A 20,398-nucleotide genomic window follows, 5' to 3' on the forward strand; every position below is an offset into this window, starting at 1 on the left:
TCACCGCCCCGCGATCTGGGCCGCCGCACCGGCGACCGGCTCGGCCGGATCGGAGCCGAGCGCGACGACGCGGTTGGCGCCGTCCACGTGGACGACCTTGGGCCGGTGCGCCTCCACCTCCGCGGCGTCGAACGTCCCGTACGAGATGATGATGACCAGGTGCCCCGGATGAACCAGGTGGGCGGCCGCGCCGTTGACACCGATGACCCCGCTGCCGGCCTCACCGGTGATCGCGTAGGTGACGAGACGGGCGCCGTTGTCGATGTCGACGACGTGGACCTGCTCACCCTCGACGATGTCGGCGGCGGCCATCAGCTCGGCGTCGATCGTCAGGGAACCCACGTAGTGCAGGTCCGCCTGGGTCACGGTGGCACGGTGGATCTTTCCATTCATAAGGACCCGCTGCACTGCTCTGTCCTCTTTCCCGAAGGTCAACTAAGGTTAGGCTCACCTTACTGATTTCGCCCGCCAAGGAGAAGCCCGAAGATGCTGCGCCGTCTGGCCATGGACGTCAGCCCGCTGAGAACCAGCAGGGCCTTTCGCGACGTGTTCGTCGCACGCACCGTGTCGGTCTTCGGCATCGGCATGCTCCTGGTCGCGGTGCCCGTACAGGTCTACGCGATGACCGGATCGACGGTACATGTCGGCGCCGTCTCCTCCGCCGAGGGGTTCGCCCTGCTCGCCGGGTTCCTGTGGGGCGGGGTGCTGGCCGACCGGCAGGACCGGCGCCGGTTGATGCTCCTGGCGCGCGGCACGGCCGGGCTGGGCTTCGCGCTGCTGGCGTTGAACGCCTTCCTGCCCTCCCCCTCACTGGCCGCGATCTACGTGCTCGCGGCCTGGGACGGGCTGGCGACCGGCGTCAGCGTCACCGCGCTGCTGGCCGCGACCCCCGCCCTGGTCCCCCCGGACAAGCTCGTCGCGGCGGGCGCGCTCAACGCGCTGACCGTACGACTCGGCTCGATGATCTCTCCCGCGCTCGGCGGCCTGACCATCTCGGCGTTCGGCGTCGGCTGGAACTACGCGGCCGCGGCCTTCGGCACCCTGGTCACCCTCGGCCTGCTGACGAGGCTCCCCGCCCTGAGACCGGCCGTCGTGGTCACCGAGAACCCGTTGAGGGCGATCGGCTCCGGACTGCGGTTCGTGGCCACCCACCGCGTCGTCGGCTCGCTCATGCTGCTCGGCCTGCTGTTCATGGTGGCGGGCGGCATTCCGGTGCTCATGCCCGCGTTCGCGACCCTGCAGCTGGGCGGTGGTCCCGCCACGATCGGCCTGCTCTACACCGCGCCGGCCTGCGGCGCGGTGCTCGGCTCGATCACCAGCGGGTGGGTCGTGCACTCGCGCGCACCTGGCAGGGCGCTGCTCGTCGCGTCGGTCTGCGGCTTCGTGCTCCTCGCCTGCCTCGGGCTGGCCCGGCATCCCGCGCTCGCCGTCGCGATCCTCTTCGGGTACGGCTTCGTCGCGTCCATCGAGGAGATCATCCGCTACGGCCTCATCCAGGCGCACACCCCCGACGGTTACCTCGGCCGGGTGAACGCCCTGTGGGCCGCCCAGGAGACCGGCGGCGAGGCCGTCGGCGCGCTCGGCGCGGGCGCGCTCGGCCGTTACCTGGCCCCCGGTGCCGCGATCGTCGTGTACGGAACGGCCAGCGCCGCGCTGGCGCTGGCCCTGGCCCTCACGCTCACCGGCCTGCGCGGCGCGACCCTGGAGACCGAATCTCAGGACGCCTAGCCGCGCCGCCCGTGCCCGGGCGCGCGTGCGGTGGCTCATCGCGTCGACAGCAGCCAGATCAGGTAGACGCCGCCCAGCACGCCGGTGACCACACCGACCGGCACCGCGACCGGCAGGTGCAGTGTCACCAGGTCACTGAAGACGAGCAGCGCCGCGCCCATCAGCGCGGCCGGCACGAGCTGCGTACCTGGCCTGCGGGTGAGCCCGCGCGCCAGCTGCGGCGCGGCCAGCGCGACGAACGGGACCGGCCCCACCGCCGCGGTCGCCACCGCCACCAGTCCCACCCCGATCACCACGAGCGCGGCCCGCGTCCGCTGGACCGGCACGCCGAGCGCCCGGGCCGCGTCGTCTCCGAGCTCGCCCATGCGCAGCCGGCCCCCGAAGGCCAGCGCGACCGGTACGAGCACCGCCATGGCCAGGGCGAGTGGCCAGGCGTGCTGCCAGCCCCTGCCGTTCAGGCTGCCGGTGAGCCAGAATGCCGCCTCGTACGCCTCGCGCAACTCCGCGCGGGTGACGAGGTAGGCGTTGAACGCCTCAAGCATCGCGGCCGCGGCGACCCCGACCAGGACCAGCCGGTAGCCGTGCACCCCGCCCCGGTAGGCGACCAGATAGACGGCGAGCGCGGTCAGCACCGCGCCGAGGACGGAACTGGCCGCGATGGCGACGGCGCCACCGCCGATGACCAGGATCTGCAACAGCGCGCCGGTGGCCGACCCCGTGGTGAACCCGATGATGTCGGGGCTGCCCAGCGGGTTGCGCGTGACGCTCTGGAAGACGGCCCCGCTCAAGCCGAGTGCCGCGCCGGCGAGCAGGCCGGTGAACACCCTGGGCAGGCGCAACGTGAGCACGATGAACTCCGTGGCCCGGTCCCCCTGCCCGGTCAGCGCTCCCACCACCTCGGCGGCGGAGATGGGGAAGTCACCGCTGCCGACCACCGACACGGCCGCCCCCAGCGTGACGGCCACCAGTGCGACGCACACCACGACGACGCGCGGCTCCCACCGCAGGGACATCGTCCCGACGCGCAGGACACGACTCGTGCTCACAGTTGGGGAACCCTTCCGCGGCGGACCATCAGCGCCAGGAGGGGGGCGCCCAGGAACGCGGTGACGATGCCCGTCTCCAGCTCGCCGGGCGCCGCGACCACGCGCCCGGCGACGTCGGCGGCGAGCAGCAGCACCGGCGCCAGCAGCAGCGAGTACGACAGCACCCAGCGCTGGTCGGGACCGACCAGCGCCCGGACCACGAAGGGCACCGCCAGCCCGATGAACGCGATCGGCCCCACCGCCGCCGTGGCGGCACCGCACAGCACCACGACCGCCAGCGCCCCCAGCGCACGGGTCAGGCCGGGCCGGGCGCCCAGCGCCCGCCCCGTGTCCTCCCCCAGGGCCAGGGCATTGAGCGGTCGCGCCAGGCAGAGCGCCAGCACCGTTCCCGCCAGCAGGAACGGGCCGATCCGCATGAAGACGGCGAGGTCACGCCCGGACAGCGAACCCACCTGCCAGAAACGGAAGCCGTTGAAACTGCGCGGGCTGAGCAGCATCATCCCCGCCGACAGGGAGCTGAACACCGCGTTGATCCCGGCGCCCGCCAGGACCAGCCGCGCGGGTGTGGCGCCTGAACGGCCACGCGACCCGATCAGGTAGACCAGCAGCGCGGCTCCGGCCGCCCCGAGGAACGCCGCCCACACGTAGACGAGGACATCGTCCACCCGGAACAGGCCGATCACCGCCACCACCGCCACCGCGGCGCCGCCGTTGACACCGAGCAGGCCGGGTTCGGCCAGGGGGTTGCGGGTCAGCGCCTGCATGAGCGCGCCCGCCAGTCCCAGCGCCGCCCCGACGGCGACCCCCAGCAGCGTGCGCGGCAGCCGCAACTCCTGGATGATCAGTGCATTCTCCGAGCCGTCCGGGAAGAACACCCCGGCCAGGGCCTGGTCGGGCGGGATCTGCTTGGCACCGATCACGATGCCGGCCAGCACGGCGAGCAGCAGCAGGCCGCCCAGCAGGCACAGACCGGCCAGCCGTTTGGCAAGATACGCGCTCTTTACGGGAGGAGGCACGCGATTAAAGTTAGCCTAACCTAACCCAGGTGGCGAGGGGAAGATCTGGCCCCGGGGGCTCGGCCCGTGACCCGCGAGGTCGTACGGCGACGACTGGAGGCGCTGACGGACCAGGAGCGGCACATCCTGGAACTCATCGGCGAGGGTCTGACCGACCGGCAGATCGGCGAGCGGATGCACCTGGCCGAGAAGACCGTCAAGAACCACGTCTCCAACATGCTGTCCAAGCTCAGCATGGAGCGCCGCACCCAGGCGGCGGCCCTGTCAGCGCGACCGAAGTCCCACCGGCATCGGGCGGATCGCCACCACTCCGGTCGCGCGGGACGCTCCACCCCGGCCGGGTGCCACCCCGTTCCGGTGTCTCGGTGACGAAGGACCCGCCGTGCGGGTTACCGGACGACCGCGAGGAGAGTGGTCGCGGCCGAGGTCAGGCCGAGGTCGCCGTGCGTGCCCGAGCGTCGTCGCGCCTCCTCGACGGTGATTCCCCGACTGGCGAGACGCCAGAGCACATCCTGATCCATCGTGACATGCGCGACGGGTTCGTCCACCGTGTCGCCAGGAGCCATGTGCCATCGACCGGCCTGTCGTGCGACAAACCAGACACCGCCCGCCGAGCCGGTGACGTCGAATCGCATGACCGTGCCCTCGGGGCGGGTCTCGGCCCGCAGGGTGTGGGGAAGCGCGCGCAGGAACGTGTCGATGACGGGACCCAGCAGATCCGGGTCACCGGCGCCCGGACGGGAGACGGCATCGCGTATCTGCTGCTGGTGGACCCAGAACTCCGTGTATTCGCGGGCGATGTCGAGCCAGGCGGGACTGGTCAGATCCGTGGCGGCCCAGGACACGTCCAGATCGGCGGGGGCGTCCAGGTCGCGGACCGACCACAGGGCGTCGAGCTCGGGGCCCAGATGGGCCAGCAGCTCGATCATCACCTGCGGGCTGCATTGACGAAACGCCCGGACGAACTCCTCATTGACACGTGCCAGGTAGGCGGGCAACGTCTCATCACTGGCGAAAACGGCACCACCGTACCCGTCCCGACCGCCCGAGAGCCGACGCAGGTAGTCGTTGAGGACGTGTCCGACGACATCATGAACATTCCACCCCGGGCAGACCGTCGGCCGCTCCCAATCCTGCGGATCCAGTGATCCGAGCAGGCCGAGCAGCGCGCGACGTTCGCGTGGGAACAGGGGCCGGGTGTCGATCACGGGACCGAAGATCGTCATGCCGTGACAGTAAACCGCCTCGGCACGACACCCGGCCACAGATTTTCCGGCCCGGGGCTTCACGACACCGCTGGTGGGGCGCGTGCCGGATATCGGCTGCCGCGCCGTGAACGGCCTCAGGGGATGCGGAGGAACGTGACGCGTTCGGCGGTTTCGATCATCTGGCGGGCGAAGGCGGCCGAGTCGAAGACGGAGGGAGACCCCCTCAGGGTCTCCGCCATCGCGTTCGTCAGGGCCGTGACGGGCACCGTTCTGGACGCGCCGAGCGTCTGCGGCGGGATCGACGGGCCCGGTGAGCCGTCGGCGGCGCGCAGGGTCTTACCGAACCGGCCCGCGGCCGGGCCTTCGGCCGGCGGCTCCACGCCGAAGTGCTGCTCCTCGGGAGGCCGGCGCAGGTCGAAACGGCCCAGTACACCTTTGAACAGGCAGAGCAGGACCGTCGGCGACAGCCGTTCGAGCCGCAGCAACGGCAGCGGCTCGCTCTCGTCGGCCGAGGCGTACCCGTCGATGAGCAACCCCGGATAGCCCGACACGAGGTCGGAACGGATCAGCGCCCCGGTGATCTTCGAGGTGTCCACCGGTGGCGGCCTCAGCCGGTCCCGGTCGGCGTCGGCCCTGGTGACCCGGCCGACGCTCGTCGCCCCGTCCAGCAGATGGGCGATCCAGCGCGGGTCGAGCTGGAGGAAGCGGATCGTCTCGACGGGCAGCAGTCGCTCGTCCGGCACGAGGTAGCGGTAGGGCACCCCGCGCAACCGCGCGAGGTCGTCGAGGAAGACCTTCACGTCGTCGGGCATCGTGTCGTCGATGCCGGTGATCTCCAGCGGGTGGCCGGACGGCTCGTCGCGCCCTTCCGCCATGGCGCGGCGCCGCTTCCAGGTGTAGACGCTTCTCGCCACCGCTGCGTGCTGGAGCGTGAGCAGCCGTCCGAGCTGCCACGCCGCGGCGTAGCCGATGTCGAGCATCCCGGTCGACGGGTGGTAGCGCAACAGCTCGTCCGGTGTGCGGACGCCGAAGCGCGTGTCGGCGGAGGAGTCGCCGGTGACGAACGGCCCCCGGTACCACGACGCCGTCCGCCCGCCCTGCCGCAGCGTGTGCGCGACGGGCACGTACCCCTGGCGCAGGAACGGCTCGGCCGCCGGCTCCCCGCTGTCGGGCAGCCGGAAGGGCCGTCCCCCATGGGCCAGCGCCCGGACCAGGTAGGGGAAGGTGAACTCCTTCGCCACGCAGGAGAACCGCCAGCCGGCCAGCGTCACCAGGCGCACCAGCGCGCCGGGCGCGTCGGGCCCCGCGCCGAACCCCGAGGCGCCGTAGCGTCCCTCGATCGAGACCAGGTGGACGGTGGAGGAGACCCCCGGTGCGGGAAGCCGGTTGGCGATGACGACCGCGGTCTCCTCATCGGCCCGGCGGACGTGCGCGAGCCGTTCCAGGTCGTTCAGGCTCGGCATGATCGAGACCAGCAGGGAGCGCGGCACGTCGATCACGTTCACCGGGTCGGCCCCGTTCTGTCCCCGCTCCAGGGTCGGTGCCGGAATGTAGGCCCCTCCCGAGGCGAGCATCCCGAGCGTGACGGTCTTCTGTATCGGTTCCTCGTCCCCGCTGAACACCAGCAGGGCGAGCCAGGGCGGCGCCGTCGCCGACACCCCGGTCTGCGCCGTCGCGCTCCGTTCCCACGGCAGCGTCGCCCGGTCGAGCACCACGTGGGGCAGCACGGTGGAGTGCTCGCCGAGGCTCCCGTTCGGCGGGAACACCGACCGCACCGTCCCGGGCGTCAGCGTGAACCGGTCCCCGGACACGCTGAACGTCCGGGTCGTCTCGAAGGTGGTGGGATCCACCCCGGCCGCCGGAGCGACGCTCCTCAGGTCCTGCGTGGCCCTGATCGTGTAGTCGCCCAGCGGCAGGGACGGCCGCCGGTACGCCAGGAAGGTCAGGTCGTCAGCCATGCGAGCCCACCTCCGGGGCCTGGAGGAAATCGGTCGCGGTCAGCCCGTTCAGGTCGATCCGCAGGCCCGGCAGCAGCTTGCCCGCGATGGCCGATCGGGCCCGCGCCCCGGCCGCCAGGTCCAGCCTCTGGTCGGAGGCCCGGGTGAACGCCGGCAGCTCCGTCCAGGAGAAGGCCGGGTCGCTGGACAGGGACGTGGCCGCCCTCAGCCTCGACAACGGAAGGATCTGGGTCGTCGCCGGTTCCCGCGGAGGGTTCGGCCGGATCACGTACCCGGTGAGCAGGTCGTCGCGCAGCGCCGGCCTGCCCAGCGACGGGGTGAGCCGGTCGCCCCACAGCGCGGCGGGCAGGCTCTTGCCGACCGGCTCGAACCGGAAGGCGGAGTTCACCGTGTCCCCGCCACGGGTGATCTTGATCGTCTGGACCGAGGTGAACGTGCCGGGGGCGGCCCCCACCGGCGCGATCCCGAACGGCTCGGCCCCGGTGCCCTCCAGCGCGGTCCCCGCGGACATGGCCGAGGTGGCGGGCACGGCCGAGTCGACGAGCAGTTCCAGGCCGGCCGGGTCGACCGCGCCCAGGTAGGTACCCGAGGAGTCCTTCGGCGAGCCGCCGCGCAACACGACCGTGACGACGTCGGCGTCCGCCGGCAGCTGCGCCGTCCTGAACCGGCCCCACGGAACGGGCCGTGCCGACGCGCCGGACGAGGACCCGAACGAGATGGTGAACGAGATGACGTCCAGGTCGATCGTGGCCGTGCCGCCGAACTCCGGCCCCCAGAACCGCACGTCGGTACCGACGTGCGCGGTGATCGTGTGGGTGCCCAGGAATTCGAACGTGTAGGAGGCCCCGACGCCGATGCGCAGCCCGGCCTCGTAGTGGTAGGGCTGCCAGGCGATGAGGAAGTCCATCGCCGCGTCGAACCAGGCCCGCAGCGACCCGTCCTCGTAGACGGCGCTGAGCGCGGCCCCCGCCATCAGCGCGCCGGGAGTGAGGGCGTAGTAGGCCGAGCCCTTCATGCTGAGCTGCGGCGTGACCTGCCAGGAGAATCCCAGCCGCGGGACGGCCGGGTAGTGGTCGGGCACACCGAAGTGCGGATGGTAACCGCCGACGCTGAGCACGAAGTCGCCCCGGTGCTCGTCGCCGAACCAGGTGACGAACGCGAACCCGCCCGTCAGGCGGCACGCTCGCGACAGCAGGTAGGAGTTGGACGTGAGCTGCGCCTGCAGCGAGAAGTACCCGTCGTCCGGCGCGAACCTCGCCCTCAGCGCGAGCTGGATCTCGGCGACGGGCGTGACCCCCGCCTGCGCCGCGTCCGCCACCGGCAGGACCAGGGTGGACAGGCCGAGCACGTTCATCTCGAAGCGGTGCCCGAACTGGGCCGTCACCAGCAGGAACGAGTCGATCATCTTGAACGAGGTGAAGTGGACGCCCGCCGCGAGGAAGAGGTCGCCTGGCGAGGGCGGCAGGTCGTCCTCCAGACGGGCCAGCTCGGTCGCCAGGGTGCCCGGTACGACCGCGCCGACGGCCTCGGCCACCAGCGGGAAGTCGGCGATCCTCTCGACGGGCGGTGCGACGATCCTCCGGTTGTAACCGAACCCGGCCGCGATCCCCTCGACGAAGAAGAACGCGGGTCCTCCGACCGGGTAGTCCAGGAAGGCGTACACGAACAGTGACGGCCCCTCGGGCAGTTGCATGTAGGAGCCGAGCGCGCCGACGGTGAACGTCTCGGTGCCGATGACGGCCTTGCCGCTGTAGGCGGGCAGGTTCCTGCCCTCGTACGTCACGGTGTTCGCCAGGAACGCCCCGCTCACCGTGACCGGCCCGCCGGTGTAGGAGACGCCGAGCCCGGCCAGGTCGAACACCGGCGGGGCGGTCGGGTCGGCCAGCGACACCGCCGCCGACAGCCCGTCGCAGGCCAGTGTGAGCCCACCCGCCGAGATCGACGCGTCCACCAGCACGGCCAGTCGCGCTGGCCGGTCCGGCACGTGCTCGTAGGCCAGCCCCACCCGTTCGACGTGGACCGGCCCGAAGTCGGCCTGCGCCCTGTACCACAGCACGTCGTCGGCGGTCTTGGCCTGCGTGGGCGTCACCTGGGCGGGCGTGCCGACGGGCAGCGTGACGGCCCGCTCCAGCGGACCGAGCCGCAGGTGTCCGCTGAAGGCGAACCCCTTCGGATACTCCTCGGCCTCCAGCCGCGCCACGTCCGGCGGCAGGATCGCGTTCAGCGCGGTGACCTGCTCGGAGGTGAGCGTCCCGGTGGTGGCCACGATGCGCAGCGGATCGAACCCGACGACCTGGTCCCCGGTCAGGCGCGGCCCGACGACGGGCAGCTTGGACAGATCCACCTTGGCCGTGAGGTCGACCTCGAAGACGTGGGTGTCGCCCTCGACGGCGAGCAGCGCGTCGTCGACGCCCACCACGATGTCCTCCGGGATGTCCACCGCCGCCGAGGGCGCCAGCGCCGCGACGAGTTCCCTGACCGTGGGCGCGGCGCCGCCCCGCCGGTAGGTGGCCGCGAACCGGTTCGCGCCTGCCTGCCGCGCGAAGTGCACCCCGAAGTCCAACGCCAGGCCGGGCCTCACCAGGACCGCGATCATCCCGTCGTACGTGCCCGCCGACGTGTCGATCGCGACGGTCAGGTCCACCTCGGTCGTGTCGATCGGGAAGCGCATGCCGGCGGTGAAGAGGAACCGCGCGGTCTTCGTCGCGAAGGAGGCCGCCAGGTCGTGCACGGTGAGCCCGGCCAGCGGTGCGGGCAGCGGCGGCGCGCCGAACCGCGCCGACAGCGAGCCGATCATCTCACCGATCGGCAGTCGCCGCCCCGGCCTGCTGCCGCCCTCGAACCTCCAGCCCTCGGCGGCGTCGTAGGTCGCCGAGACGTACACCCCGACGGTGGAGACCAGCAGCGCCGCCGAGGAGGCGAACGTGACGTCGTCGTCGATGTCGAAGGCGAACCTCAGGTCCTCCAGCATCACGCCTTCGGCGATCCTCCACTGCCCGTCCACCTCGAGCACCGCCGAGACGGTCAGCGGGTTCGTCCCCGAGGGGAGCACCGCCGACAGGTCGAAGTGCTCGACCTTGAGGTCGGGCAGGTGGGTCGCGTCGGTCTCGTTCGTGAACTCCCGCCAGACTTCGCGGATGCTCAGCGGCGGGTCGCCCTCGCGCAGGGCGCCGCCGAGCGCGAGGGAGTCGCCGAGCCCCGCGCTGATCTCCAGGGTGCCGTGCTCACCGATCCCGAACAGGCCCGCCAGCCCGACGGTGACGCGGGCCTCGCCGAGCGGGTCGTCCACCCGGAAGGTGAGGTCCAGGGCCTGCACGACGAAAAGGCCGAGATCCCACTCGTGCGACGTCTGCAGGGTGAGCGAGACGTGGGAGATCATCCGGGTGGCCTTCGGCGTGAGGCGGACGGTGAGGTCACGGGGCACCACCGGGGCGGTGACCTCGACGTCGAACGGGATGTCCAGCGAGCCCTGCCCGAGGAAGGCGGCGATCTCCTCGAAGGCGGCCTCGCCCAGCTCTCCGAGATCGGCCTTGAACACGAGGCTCTCGCCCCAGCCGAAGATGTCGGCACCGATGAGCACCTGGTGCGTCGTGCCCGACGCGGTGAACGGGATCGCGCCGGTCAGCGCGATCCGGCCCCGCGGGTCCATGTCGCCGGTCGCGTAGTTCAGCCACGGGTCGGCGAAGATCTCGTACCGCAGGTCGGTCAGGGTGATCAGCCCGAGGTCGAGGGTGTGGTTCTCGGGGCCGTAGAGCACGATGTCCGGGACGGGGGTGATGTCCAGGCCCAGCCCCTCGATCTCGGTGACCATCTCGATCTCGCCGGTCACCGCGTGGACCGCGCCGGGCATCATCAGGTCCAGCGGCGCCATCGGGGTGGTGATGATCAGCGTGCCGGTGAAGGCGAGCCCGGCCGGGGTCAGATGGAGCTCCGGGTGCCGGAAGCGGAGCGTCTCGAAGACGGTGGCCTTGAGCACGGGGTAGGCCGTGACGAACGTCCAGCTCTCGTCACCGGCCCCGGTGACGTCGGCGGTGACCGCCGAGCCGTCACTCGTGAAGGTGGCGGTCACCGCGAGGCCGGTGAACGGGCCGCTCGTGCCGGTACCCGTCACGGTCACGCCGTTCGCGAGCTCGGTGCGCCCGGTGACGGCGCCGAGGGTGAATCGTTCCCCGAGGTGGGCCGAGAGCAGGGCCGAGCCGAGCGCCGCGACGTCCAGGTCCAGGGCCGTGCCCCCCGCATGCAGAGCCGCTTTGAGCTGTTCGGGCGTCATCACTTGTTGTCCTTGGCGAGGATCGAGTACGGCCAGGTTCCGTAGGAGCCGGTGATGTAGACGGGCAGCTCGGTCTTCATCGACTCGGCGTTGTAGCTGTTGAGCCCGCCCGGAGCCCAGTAGTACAGGGTGTGCTCGGGGATCTTCTGCGCCGTCGCCATCACGGCCATGTACCGGTTCAGGACGGCCGCGGAGGGCAGGTGGTGCATCTTGATCTGCTTGCCCGCGCTCACCAGGAGCTGCTTGGGCTTGACCGCTGTCACGTACGCGGCCAGGGCGGAGGTGTTGTCGCTGCCGTGGTGGCTCGCGGTCGCCAGGTCGACGCTCCCGATCCGGGCCGAGTGGTGGTCCACCACGTACTGTTCGGTGTTGAGGGTGGCGTCTCCGGACAGCAGCAGCCTCTTCTTCTTGAACACCTCGATGAGGACCACCAGGCTGCCCCGGTTCGCGGGCGTGCTGTGGTCCTTGTGGGCGGTCGTGTTCACGTTGCCCGACAGCAGTGAGATCTTGCAGTTCGGCTCGTCGAGGACGAGGATGCCGCCCTTGCCGTCGAGCACGCCGCCCTCGGGCGGGTCCTCGTCCTCGGGCGGGGCGAGGACGGGCACGCCGTTGAGCGCGATCACCTGGTCGGCGCCGTTCCTGTGGTGATCCACCTCGAAGATGAGGTTCTCGTCGGCGGCGTGGGCCAGGATCCAGGCGCTGGTGCCCCCCTTGGAGTAGTGAGCTCGCGACTTGCTGTGGTAGACCTTCTGGAACTCGACGCTGTCGTCCATCACGGCCGAGAGCTTGTTGTAGTGGTCGGCGTCGGGATGGGTGAGGATCAGCAGGTCCACGGTGTTGCTGCCCTTGAGAAACTTCTCGTGCTTCAGGGTGCCGCCGATGATCCGCCGCAGGGTCTCCAGGTCTTTCTTCGTCTCCTTCTCCTCGTCCTCTTCCTCCCCGGCTTCCGGCAGATCCTCATCGGCTCCGATCACCTCACGGTAGGAGTCGGAGCCGCAGTCGATCATCACGACCCGGCCCTCCGGGGTGCACATGATCGTGCAGTCGCCCTGGCCCATCTGGATGAAGGCGGCGTGGAAGTTCTCGTCGTCGCGGGTCCCCGCCTTGGCCGCGGGCCGGCTCGCTATCTCCCTGGCGCGCGCCGCCGCCACGGCCTTGGCCCGCTCTCTGGCCCTGTCCTCCTCGTCCTTCTTCTTCTTGTCACGTTCGGGCTTGGTCTTGCTGCGCGTCGAGACGTTTCCGTAGCCCTTGCTCGCGGTCTTGATGTCCGTACGGTCGCGGGAGTTCTGCGGCATGTCACACCTGCTCGGGAGGAGAGGTCTCAGGAGGGGAAGTCGATGCGCCAGCGGCCCTGGTTGATGCGGTTCTTCTGCCGCCAGGTGTAGACGTAGCGCCGGTCGTTGTCGCGCGGCTCGTAGTCGGCCGCGTAGGCGTACTCGCCCTGCTTGGTGTTGTAGAGGTCGAACTCCAGCTGTCCCGCGGCGAGGCGCTGCAGGATGCGCAGCTCGTTCTCGCCGATGGTGACGCCGCCGATCCGCAGGTTCTGGCCGACGAAGGTCCTGGCGATGACGTCGATGAGCTGGTCGACGGGGATGTTGCCGTCCTTGAAAGCGATGCCCTCGGGGCGGCCCTCGATCCGGTGCCAGAACTTGTTGGCGTGGTGGAAGCGGATCGTCGGGTACGTGACGGCCGTGCCCGGCGTGTTCTCCTGGAACAGCTCCAGATACAGCGTCTGCCCGCTCGCGCCCTGTGAGGTGTCCCTGCGCAGCTGCAGGTGACCGCTGTCGTTCCTGATCGTCACCTTGCCGCCCAGCGGACCGGGCGTGCCGAAACCGATCTGGTCGGGGCCGAGCGGGTTGATCAGCAGGGGCCGGGCACCGCCTGACTGGATCCAGGAGTAGGTCTGGTGGTGGCCGATGCGCAGGTGCGCCTGGTCGGTCGGGCCGACGATCACCGCACCGCCCAGCGAGTCCTGGTTGACGTGGACGACGTGCAGCTTGCCCTGCGGGGAGCCCACCGGGCCGATACCCACGGCGTCGCCCTTGGGGTTGATCAGCAGAGGCTTGGAGCCGCCGGACTGGATCCAGGAGTAGTCCTGGTGGTAACCCAGGCGCAGGTGCGCCGCCTGGTTGGTCGGCCCAAGGATCAGTGCGTTGCCCCCGGCGTCCTGGTTGGTGTGGACGATGTGCAGGCGGGCCTCGGGGGCGCCGGTGCCGATCCCGACGGTGTTGCCCAGCGGGTTGATCGCGAGTGGCAGCCCGACGTGCGACTGGATCCAGGTGTAGGTGCGGTCGTAGCCCAGGCGCAGGTTCTGCTCGGACTTGCGGCCGATCACCAGCGCGTCGCCGTTGGCGTCCTGCGGGGTGTGGACGATCTGGAACCGCGCTTCGATCCTGTCCGCGGCGACGTTGACTCCGGCGGAGGACCGCGTGAACAGCAGCGGGGTGCGGTCCACCATCACGGTCGCCGAGCCGTCGGCGTAGCCGGGGATGTTCTCGTACTCGACGAGGATCGGGGCGTGTCCCGGTTTGGGCAGGGCGAGGATGTTGGTGAGGTCGATCTCGATGTACTCGCCGGGGGCGAGCACGGTGTCGGCGGCGGGAGTGATCTCCCACGTCCTGACCTTGTCCGGGCGTTTCCTCGCGCTCCACCGGGTGCCGGTGACCGAGAGCCCGACGCCCCCGGCCGCGCCCACCTTGGTGAGCGCCCAGGGCGTCTTGTCGGCGTCCGCGCCGCTGTCGGCCTCGGCGTCGAACGAGATCTGGAAGGTCGAGGTCGGCAGGCCCTTCAGCAGCGGGATGCCCTTGCCGGCGCGCATCGTATTGGCGATGTGGAGCTTCAGTTTGTTGGGCGTCGTGCCGTCGCTGAGCACCCGGTCGCCGCCGACGAGGCGGATGTCCAGCGGGATGTTGTGCAGGCCCCGATGGTTGATCACGTCCAGGTACTGCACCCGGGTGCCGACCAGCGGCATGGTCTGGCCGGAGTATCTGATGTTCTTGTAGTCCAGTTCCAGCTGGGTGCCGTGGGTGCCGTCCGTGCCGTCGGCGTTGAGGCCCGCCACCTCGACCGAGACGGTGCCGTCCGGCGGGATCGGCCTGGCGTTCTTCCACTGGAAGTACAGGGCCGTGCCGTCCGCCTCGGGCACCATCGCCCAGTCGGTGGAGTTCAGGGTGGGGGTGAGCCCGGCGGCGAGCGTCCCCTTCCGCAGGCGCAGCGCGAAGTGGTAGGTGCTGGAGGACACGCCGGTGAGCGGCATCGCCTCCACCGTGCCGCGCGAGCTGTTGGTGAGCCGCAACGTCATCGTCTGGAGCTTGACGTCGTCGATGTAGAGCACCGGCTGGTCGTCGTCGTTGACGAAGGCGAAGTCCAGCGGGTGCGAGCGGACGAACATCTCCAGGGGCGGCTCGTCGTCGGCCATGTCCCGCAGGATCTCCGCGGCGGTCAGCGCCCTGTCGTACACCCGGAACTGCGCGAGTAGCCCGGTGTAGGCCGCCGTGGCGTTACCCCATCCCAGGCAGAAGTCCTCCTGGTCGGCCACGCGCGAGACGCCCTGCCTGACCTGCTCCGCGACGAGCCTGCCGTCCACGAAGATCCGCGCGCTGGTGTTGTCGTGGGTGACGGCGACGTGCTTCCACGTGTTCGGCGGGATCACCCCGGCGTCGGTCGAGTGGCTGTCCAGGCCGCGGGTCGTGTTGAACATGTGCTCAAGGCACCCGTTACTCTCCAGGCGCAGCCGGATGTTGGGCGACTGCTTGCCGAACACCGCCGTGGTGCCGCCCCCGGACCAGTTGATCCACGCCGAGAGGGTGTAGGTCGTGAGGGCGAGGAGCGGCCGGCCCGCGGGCACGACCGCGTACTGGTTGCCGCCGCCCAGGCGCAGGCAGGCGAACTTCGGGTCGGTGACGACCGTCGGCGCCTCGACGAAGGTGCCCGTCAGCTGGTTGGGACCGCTGTCGAGGACGGTTTTCTGCGGGGCGAGGGCGTCCAGCGGCCAGTGCAGGACCAGGGAGTCGCTCATCCGTGCCTCTCCTCGGGGACCGAGGCGAGACCGAGCTGGCCCTGGGCCTGCTGCTGCACGGTGGCGACCAGTTCGAAGACCTGGGCGTAGGGGAGCGCGCCGAGCGCGTCGAGGATCTGGTTGACCTCGGGGAGCGTCAGCGTCAGGTTGATCTTCTGCATGAGGGGTTCCTCTGCTCGGGGTCCGGTACGCGTTGTCCGCGACATCGCGTACCGGAGCCGATGTCGCGGGATTCGGGACTGGGATTCCGGGCCGGGATTCGGGGGCAGGGATTCCGGGCCCGGGGATGAACTACTCGGTGTCCGGGACGAGCGTGAGCCAGCCCTCTCGGGCCGTCGGCAGGGCGGGGGCGCCCGCGTCGTCGTGGACGGGGTCGAGCGGCCTGTCGGTCCAGGCCGACGGGGTGCGCTCGCGCCAGCTCCACCGGTGCCCTGGGACGTCCGGCACGGGCAGCGCCAGGCTGTCGCCGTCCACGAGCACGGGCGCGGTGAACTCCGGGACGCGCAGCGCGTCCATCGCGGCGCGGTACTGCTCGGCGGGCAGGGTGGCCGCCTTGCCCGGCAGGAAGCCGGACGTGACGTGGATCGGGGCCCGGGGGTCGGCCAGCAGAGTGAGCGTGTACGGCGGCAGGTCGATCCCGACGGTCAGCGGCGGCGCCGTCGTGACGGGCAGGAACCCGCCGAGACCGGAGGCCGGATCCGCTCCCTCGATCCAGTACCCGATGAGCCCGTCGTTCAGCCGGTCGGCCGCGCCGACCCGCACGGGCAGCGCGACGTTTTGATAGCCGTTGGAGTCGCGGGTGCTGCGCCGCATGTCCTGCCGGAAGACGTTCCAGTCCTGGTGGACGGCGAGCGGCCCCATGACCTGAAGGTCGAGCTCGGCGCGCAGGACGGCCAGCGGCCGGGCGGTCAGCACGTCCAGGCTGTGGTCCTCGGGTTCGACGCCCGCCGTCAGCGTGTCCAGGCTCGACAGGAACTCCGCGAACGCGTCCGGGCCGAGCGCCTGGATCCGGGTGGCCACCGCCCGCAGGTGCGCGTTGCCGATCCCCGCGATGCCGGTGACCGTGCTGCCCGGGGAGGGCAGCCAGCGGGCCAGTTTCGCGTTGGACGGCTCCGGGCTCGCGGTGATCAGGCCGAGCTGGACGCCGTCGCCGTCGTAGAAGGCGAGGCCGTCGTCCAGGTCGTCGGGGACCAGCCACCCGCACACCGGGGAGGTCACCGGCACGTCGTTCATCTCGCGCAGTTCGTGGTCGGAGTCCAGCCAGCGGAACGACAGCCGGGACGGCTGGGCCAGCCGCGGCGGCATCGCGGCCCAGCCTGGACGGTCGGGAACGCGCATCCGCGTCGTGGTGACCGCGGTGTCGGTGTCGACGTCGCAGGCCAGCCCGAAGTTGTCGACGATCCGCAGCCGGTTCAGGCGCATCACCCCGGCGCGGATCGGGTTGAAGCCCGACAGCGGCTCCGGCGCGTGCCGGGTGTTCTCGCCAACGGCCCGCGCGACCTCCGCCGCGAACCTCTGGTAGTCGGGGAAGCCGAGCGGGTCGGCGATCGGGAGCTGGCGGGTGAGCCGCCGCATGAGCAGCGCGTCGTTGAAGCCGCCGAGCACCTGGGCGAGGTTGCCGCCCTCGTTCTCGGCCAGGTGCCGATACATCGAGATGATCGTCTTGAGGCGGGCGTCCTCGCCGTTCTCGGCGTACCAGGTGATGACGGTGTCCGGGTCCTCCTGGAAGGCGGAGGGTTCGACCGTCGTCCCGTTCGCCGCGTTGTAGGCGGCGATGACGCTGCCCGCCAGGTACCGCAGGATGCGTGCCGACATCACCGGTCCGGCGCTCCGCGACAGGACCGTGGTGCCCGAGTAGACGCTCGCGACCCGGGTCGGGGCCTCGTAGCCTGGCCTGGTCCGCAGGTCCGCCTCGCCGGGAGCCAGCTCGTAGGCGTCGGTGACGAACGTCGGCGCGTAGACGGGGTCGTCCGGGTCGAGATTGTCACCGCCGCCGGTGGCGAGGAACTCCGCCTCCCAGTGCAGGAGCACCGGGTGCCACGGGTTGTGCGCCCAGACGTCCGGCTTCAGGCCGAGCGCGGGCAGCTCCCGCCGCAGCGACACGGGGTCGCGCGGGTCGGCGACCGCGAGCACCCGGCAGGGCAGCAGGCCGTCTGGGCTGCCCTCGCCGTCCTGGCCGTGCCGGTCGGAGGGCGTGGCCACCTGGCCGGTCAGCAGCACGACCGGCTCGGCGGGCAGGTAGAACTGCGGCGCCGGGACGGTGTCGAGGACGAACGTCGCGCCGGACGGCCCCGCCGTCCGGGTGTTGTACGTCGCCAAGGCGGCTTCGAGGGCGGTACGGGCCGCGGTGACGGCGTCCTTCGGGCGGCTCAGGAGGTTGGTCAGCTCGTCCAGGTGGTCGATGTGCCGTTCGAGGTAGGAGCGCACCTCGTCGGGGTCGGGGTAGCTCTCGCGCAGGCCCGCGTTCGGGTAGGCGCAGATCATGTATCTGTACCAGTCGGCGAACAGCTGCTCTCGCAGGCCGACCAGCGCCTCCTCGGCACGGTCGAGATCCTCCTGCGCGATGTTGAGCCCGTTGAGCAGGTCGCCGGCCTCGCGTGGCAGCGCCAGTGCCTCGCGCCGCTGGCGGGTGGCGGCGTCCACGTTCGGGGTGTCCTCCCTGCGGATCGTCCACAGCCGTCTCGGGGGCAGCGGCCGGAAGCCGTCGGCGTGCCGCTCCTCGGCCAGCTTGGCGCCGACGTCGAGCGGCTTGGCCTCCAGCTCGTCGGCGTAGGCCAGGGCTTCGAGCAGGTTCTCGGCCTCGTCGGGGGCGACCCCGTCGAGCACCGTCCCGAGGTGGGCGGCCAGCGCCTCGGTCGCGCTCGTGCCGACGAACACGCCGCCGTCCTGGTCGTACAGCAGCGGGCTGACGGCCCGGCCGTCCGGTCTGAAGATCAGCGACGCGTAGCACACCGTGGACGCCGGGCGGGCGCTGCCGTCCGGGACGCCCCAGCCGAACCCGTCCGCCAGCGCGGCCCGCCATCCGGAGCCGGTGGTCAGGCCGGCGAGGGTGTCCTGCGCGGCGGCCGAAAACCAGCCCGCGACCTCGTACTGGGTGCCGCTCGGCGGGCGGGAGCCGGTGAAGTCGGTGTCGTGGAAGCCGAACACGCTGTGGCAGCCCGGGTAGAAGGCCGCGAAGGCGGGATCGCCGTGCCCGATCGCCGTCACCTGCGGCAGCCTGTCTCCCGGCAGGCCAGGCCGCCACGTCTCAAGGGGCACGGCCCGGCCGAGCCTGCGAAACGGGACGCCACCGTCGGTCGCAGGGAACGCGATCCCGGCCGCGTTCGCGTCGTCCGGGGCGGCCAGGTAGTCGCTCTCGACCACCCAGGAACGTTCCAAAGCCCCTTCCCGGCGACGCGTCACCAGCCACCGGTTCGGCACGGCGGGCACCCGCGTCCTCCCGTCCTCCTGGACGAGCCGGGTCAGCGCGTCCGGAAGCGACCAGTGCAGGTGCACTCCCGGCCCGAGCAGGAAGTCCTGGTCCTCGAAGGGGTCGGGGAGAATCTCCTCACTGATGTACGGGGCGCCTGGCCGGACGTCCCGTTTCGTAATGGGATCGACGTACGGCAGTCGGGTGAAGTCCACCGGCTCGACGACTCCGACCTCGTCCTTCAGATAGAGCGCCGCCAGACGCATCGGAACCACGAGCGCATCAGCCATTAAGCCCCTCTCGCCCCACTATCAGACCGACCGCCACACAATAACGATATGCACGTTATTCCGGGAAGACTGAAGTTCAAGGCTGTAACACGCAGAGAATTTCTCCGCAATTACCGAGAAGCCTCATTCACCTACCTTGCTCCGAGAAAGCCGGTGAGTTCAGCACCAATGAAGGTCTTCGGGAGGGAACCCACCGGTCTTTTGTGGCTCCCGATCGGCATCACGTTCGGTTCGCCCCAACCGCTGCTCTTGGCGGCCTGGAAGGGCTTCCTGCAGCTCACCGCGGAGCCGGGTTCCCGTTACCAGAGCTGACTTCTGGACGACGTCTGCCCATCCCACCCGCCTACACCGACGAACGCGCGAGCTGTCGGTACCCGTACAGGTACTGCTGGGCGCCCACAGCGCGCTGCACGCCGCGCAGGCGGTGGCCGCGCGGCTGGCCGAGGTCGCCCCGTCGTGGCGGGTGGAGATCGTGCCCGACACCGGACACGCGCTGCCCGTCGAAGCTCCAGACCTGGTCACCGAGCGGATCCTCACCTTCCTCGGCCAAGCCCAGGCCGAGATCGCAACGCCGGAGCACAGCACGGACCGCGGCTAGGAAACCAGCCATGCCCAAACAGGTGGACCATGACGAGCGGCGACGCCAGTTGACCGAGGCGTTGTTACGCATCGCCGGCACCCGCGGCCTGCAGGCGGTGTCGATGCGTGAGATCGCCGCCGAGGCCGGAGTCTCGCTGCGCGTCGTCCAGTACTACTTCACCGACAAGCAAGCCCTGCTCGACTCCGGCCTCGCCGAGCTGACCGTCCGTCTGGACCACCGGGTCAAGCAGCGGGCCGCCGCCGCCACGGGCGGGCTGTCCACGCGAAGTGTCTTCGAAGCCGTCCTCGGCGCGATCCTGCCCTCCGACGAGCAGAGCCGACTGGACTCACTCGCCTGGACCGCCTACTACACCGCCGCTCTCACCGACCCGGCCCTCGCCGCGGCCGCGCTTACCCGCCCCGACGCGCTGGAGGACTTCCTCACCACCCGGCTCACCACCGCGCAGCAGGCCGGGAACCTCGCCTCCGATCGCGACCCGCGCACCGAGGTCGCCACACTTCTGGCCCTCGCCAACGGCCTGACCGCAAGCGTCCTGGGCCGACAACGCAGCCACGAAGCCGCCACCGCGATCATCAACTACCACCTCGACCACCTCTTCGGACCTATGGCCGCACTACGGCCGCCCCCGGGCCGAGCCGCACCGACCCAAACTCCTCACCCGCACCCCGACCAGTAACCATCCATCCTCGCGGACCTGGAAGCCGCCGCCACCACCTTCCGCCGCACCGTGAACCTCATCGACTGACCAGGGGGTTCTACCAGCCATCCCGCGACCACCCGCATCAGAACGGCCAGTCACGATAAGAGATGCCCGCCGGGCTCCTTAACGTGACTGGCCGTTCGGTTGCTGCTCA

At 70.8% G+C, this 20,398-nt stretch carries 13 protein-coding genes and 1 pseudogene; 4 read left to right on the forward strand and 10 right to left on the reverse strand.

Features of this window, described 5'->3' with window-relative positions; translation table 11 throughout:
• Positions 1-408 carry an aspartate 1-decarboxylase gene (panD, locus tag ACFQVD_RS11415; protein ID WP_343965047.1) on the reverse strand — a complete coding sequence of 136 codons (408 nt, stop codon included), beginning with the start codon at positions 406-408 and terminating at the stop codon, positions 1-3.
• 78 nt (positions 409-486) lie between these two features.
• On the opposite strand from panD, the gene entS reads away from it, so the two are divergent.
• Positions 487-1,728, forward strand: a complete 1,242-nt coding sequence (gene entS / locus ACFQVD_RS11420) for an enterobactin transporter EntS (RefSeq protein WP_343965049.1) — start codon at positions 487-489, stop codon at positions 1,726-1,728.
• 35 nt (positions 1,729-1,763) lie between these two features.
• Here entS and ACFQVD_RS11425 read toward each other — a convergent pair whose 3' ends face one another.
• Together ACFQVD_RS11425 and ACFQVD_RS11430 are read right to left on the reverse strand one after the other, a co-directional pair.
• A complete protein-coding gene (locus ACFQVD_RS11425; protein ID WP_343965051.1) occupies positions 1,764-2,774 on the reverse strand; it encodes a FecCD family ABC transporter permease in 1,011 nt (336 codons plus the stop codon).
• Complete coding sequence (locus ACFQVD_RS11430; protein ID WP_343965053.1) at positions 2,771-3,790, reverse strand: iron chelate uptake ABC transporter family permease subunit; 1,020 nt, start codon at positions 3,788-3,790, stop codon at positions 2,771-2,773. Before ACFQVD_RS11430 ends, ACFQVD_RS11425 begins: the two co-directional genes overlap by 4 nt.
• Before the next feature lie 84 nt (positions 3,791-3,874).
• Here ACFQVD_RS11430 and ACFQVD_RS11435 point away from each other — a divergent pair.
• Positions 3,875-4,159, forward strand: a pseudogene (locus ACFQVD_RS11435) (response regulator transcription factor); the annotation flags it as partial.
• 20 nt (positions 4,160-4,179) lie between these two features.
• On the opposite strand, the gene ACFQVD_RS11440 reads toward ACFQVD_RS11435, so the two are convergent.
• The 7 genes from ACFQVD_RS11440 to ACFQVD_RS11470 all read right to left on the reverse strand — a co-directional run bounded on the left by ACFQVD_RS11440 (position 4,180) and on the right by ACFQVD_RS11470 (position 18,943).
• Positions 4,180-5,016 (reverse strand): maleylpyruvate isomerase family mycothiol-dependent enzyme, encoded by an 837-nt coding sequence (locus ACFQVD_RS11440; protein ID WP_343965055.1) that lies wholly within the window; start codon positions 5,014-5,016, stop codon positions 4,180-4,182.
• A gap of 116 nt (positions 5,017-5,132) precedes the next feature.
• Complete coding sequence (locus tag ACFQVD_RS11445) at positions 5,133-6,956, reverse strand: hypothetical protein (protein ID WP_343965057.1); 1,824 nt, start codon at positions 6,954-6,956, stop codon at positions 5,133-5,135.
• Positions 6,949-11,226 carry a DUF6603 domain-containing protein gene (locus ACFQVD_RS11450; protein ID WP_386271043.1) on the reverse strand — a complete coding sequence of 1,426 codons (4,278 nt, stop codon included), beginning with the start codon at positions 11,224-11,226 and terminating at the stop codon, positions 6,949-6,951. The genes ACFQVD_RS11445 and ACFQVD_RS11450 overlap by 8 nt, the downstream gene beginning before the upstream one ends.
• Entirely contained in the window at positions 11,226-12,521 is a 1,296-nt protein-coding gene (locus ACFQVD_RS11455; protein ID WP_343965061.1) for a ComEC/Rec2 family competence protein, read from the reverse strand. The genes ACFQVD_RS11450 and ACFQVD_RS11455 overlap by 1 nt, the downstream gene beginning before the upstream one ends.
• A gap of 26 nt (positions 12,522-12,547) precedes the next feature.
• On the reverse strand, positions 12,548-15,244 hold the full coding sequence (locus ACFQVD_RS11460; protein WP_343965063.1) for a LamG domain-containing protein: 2,697 nt from the start codon (positions 15,242-15,244) through the stop codon (positions 12,548-12,550).
• On the reverse strand, positions 15,241-15,405 hold the full coding sequence (locus ACFQVD_RS11465; protein WP_343965065.1) for a hypothetical protein: 165 nt from the start codon (positions 15,403-15,405) through the stop codon (positions 15,241-15,243). The genes ACFQVD_RS11460 and ACFQVD_RS11465 overlap by 4 nt, the downstream gene beginning before the upstream one ends.
• Positions 15,406-15,535: 130 nt before the next feature.
• Positions 15,536-18,943 carry a hypothetical protein gene (locus tag ACFQVD_RS11470; RefSeq protein WP_343965067.1) on the reverse strand — a complete coding sequence of 1,136 codons (3,408 nt, stop codon included), beginning with the start codon at positions 18,941-18,943 and terminating at the stop codon, positions 15,536-15,538.
• Positions 18,944-19,367: 424 nt separating this feature from the next.
• Between ACFQVD_RS11470 and ACFQVD_RS11475 the strand changes: the two genes are divergently transcribed.
• Both ACFQVD_RS11475 and ACFQVD_RS11480 read left to right on the forward strand, forming a co-directional pair.
• Positions 19,368-19,541: an alpha/beta fold hydrolase gene (locus ACFQVD_RS11475; protein ID WP_343965069.1), complete on the forward strand. Its 174-nt coding sequence runs from the start codon at positions 19,368-19,370 to the stop codon at positions 19,539-19,541.
• 10 nt (positions 19,542-19,551) lie between these two features.
• Positions 19,552-20,220, forward strand: a complete 669-nt coding sequence (locus ACFQVD_RS11480; RefSeq protein WP_343965071.1) for a TetR/AcrR family transcriptional regulator — start codon at positions 19,552-19,554, stop codon at positions 20,218-20,220.
• Positions 20,221-20,398 lie beyond the last annotated feature (178 nt).

Source organism: Streptosporangium amethystogenes subsp. fukuiense, from assembly GCF_042665875.1.
In the GTDB taxonomy this organism is placed as follows: Bacteria; Actinomycetota; Actinomycetes; order Streptosporangiales; family Streptosporangiaceae; genus Streptosporangium; species Streptosporangium fukuiense.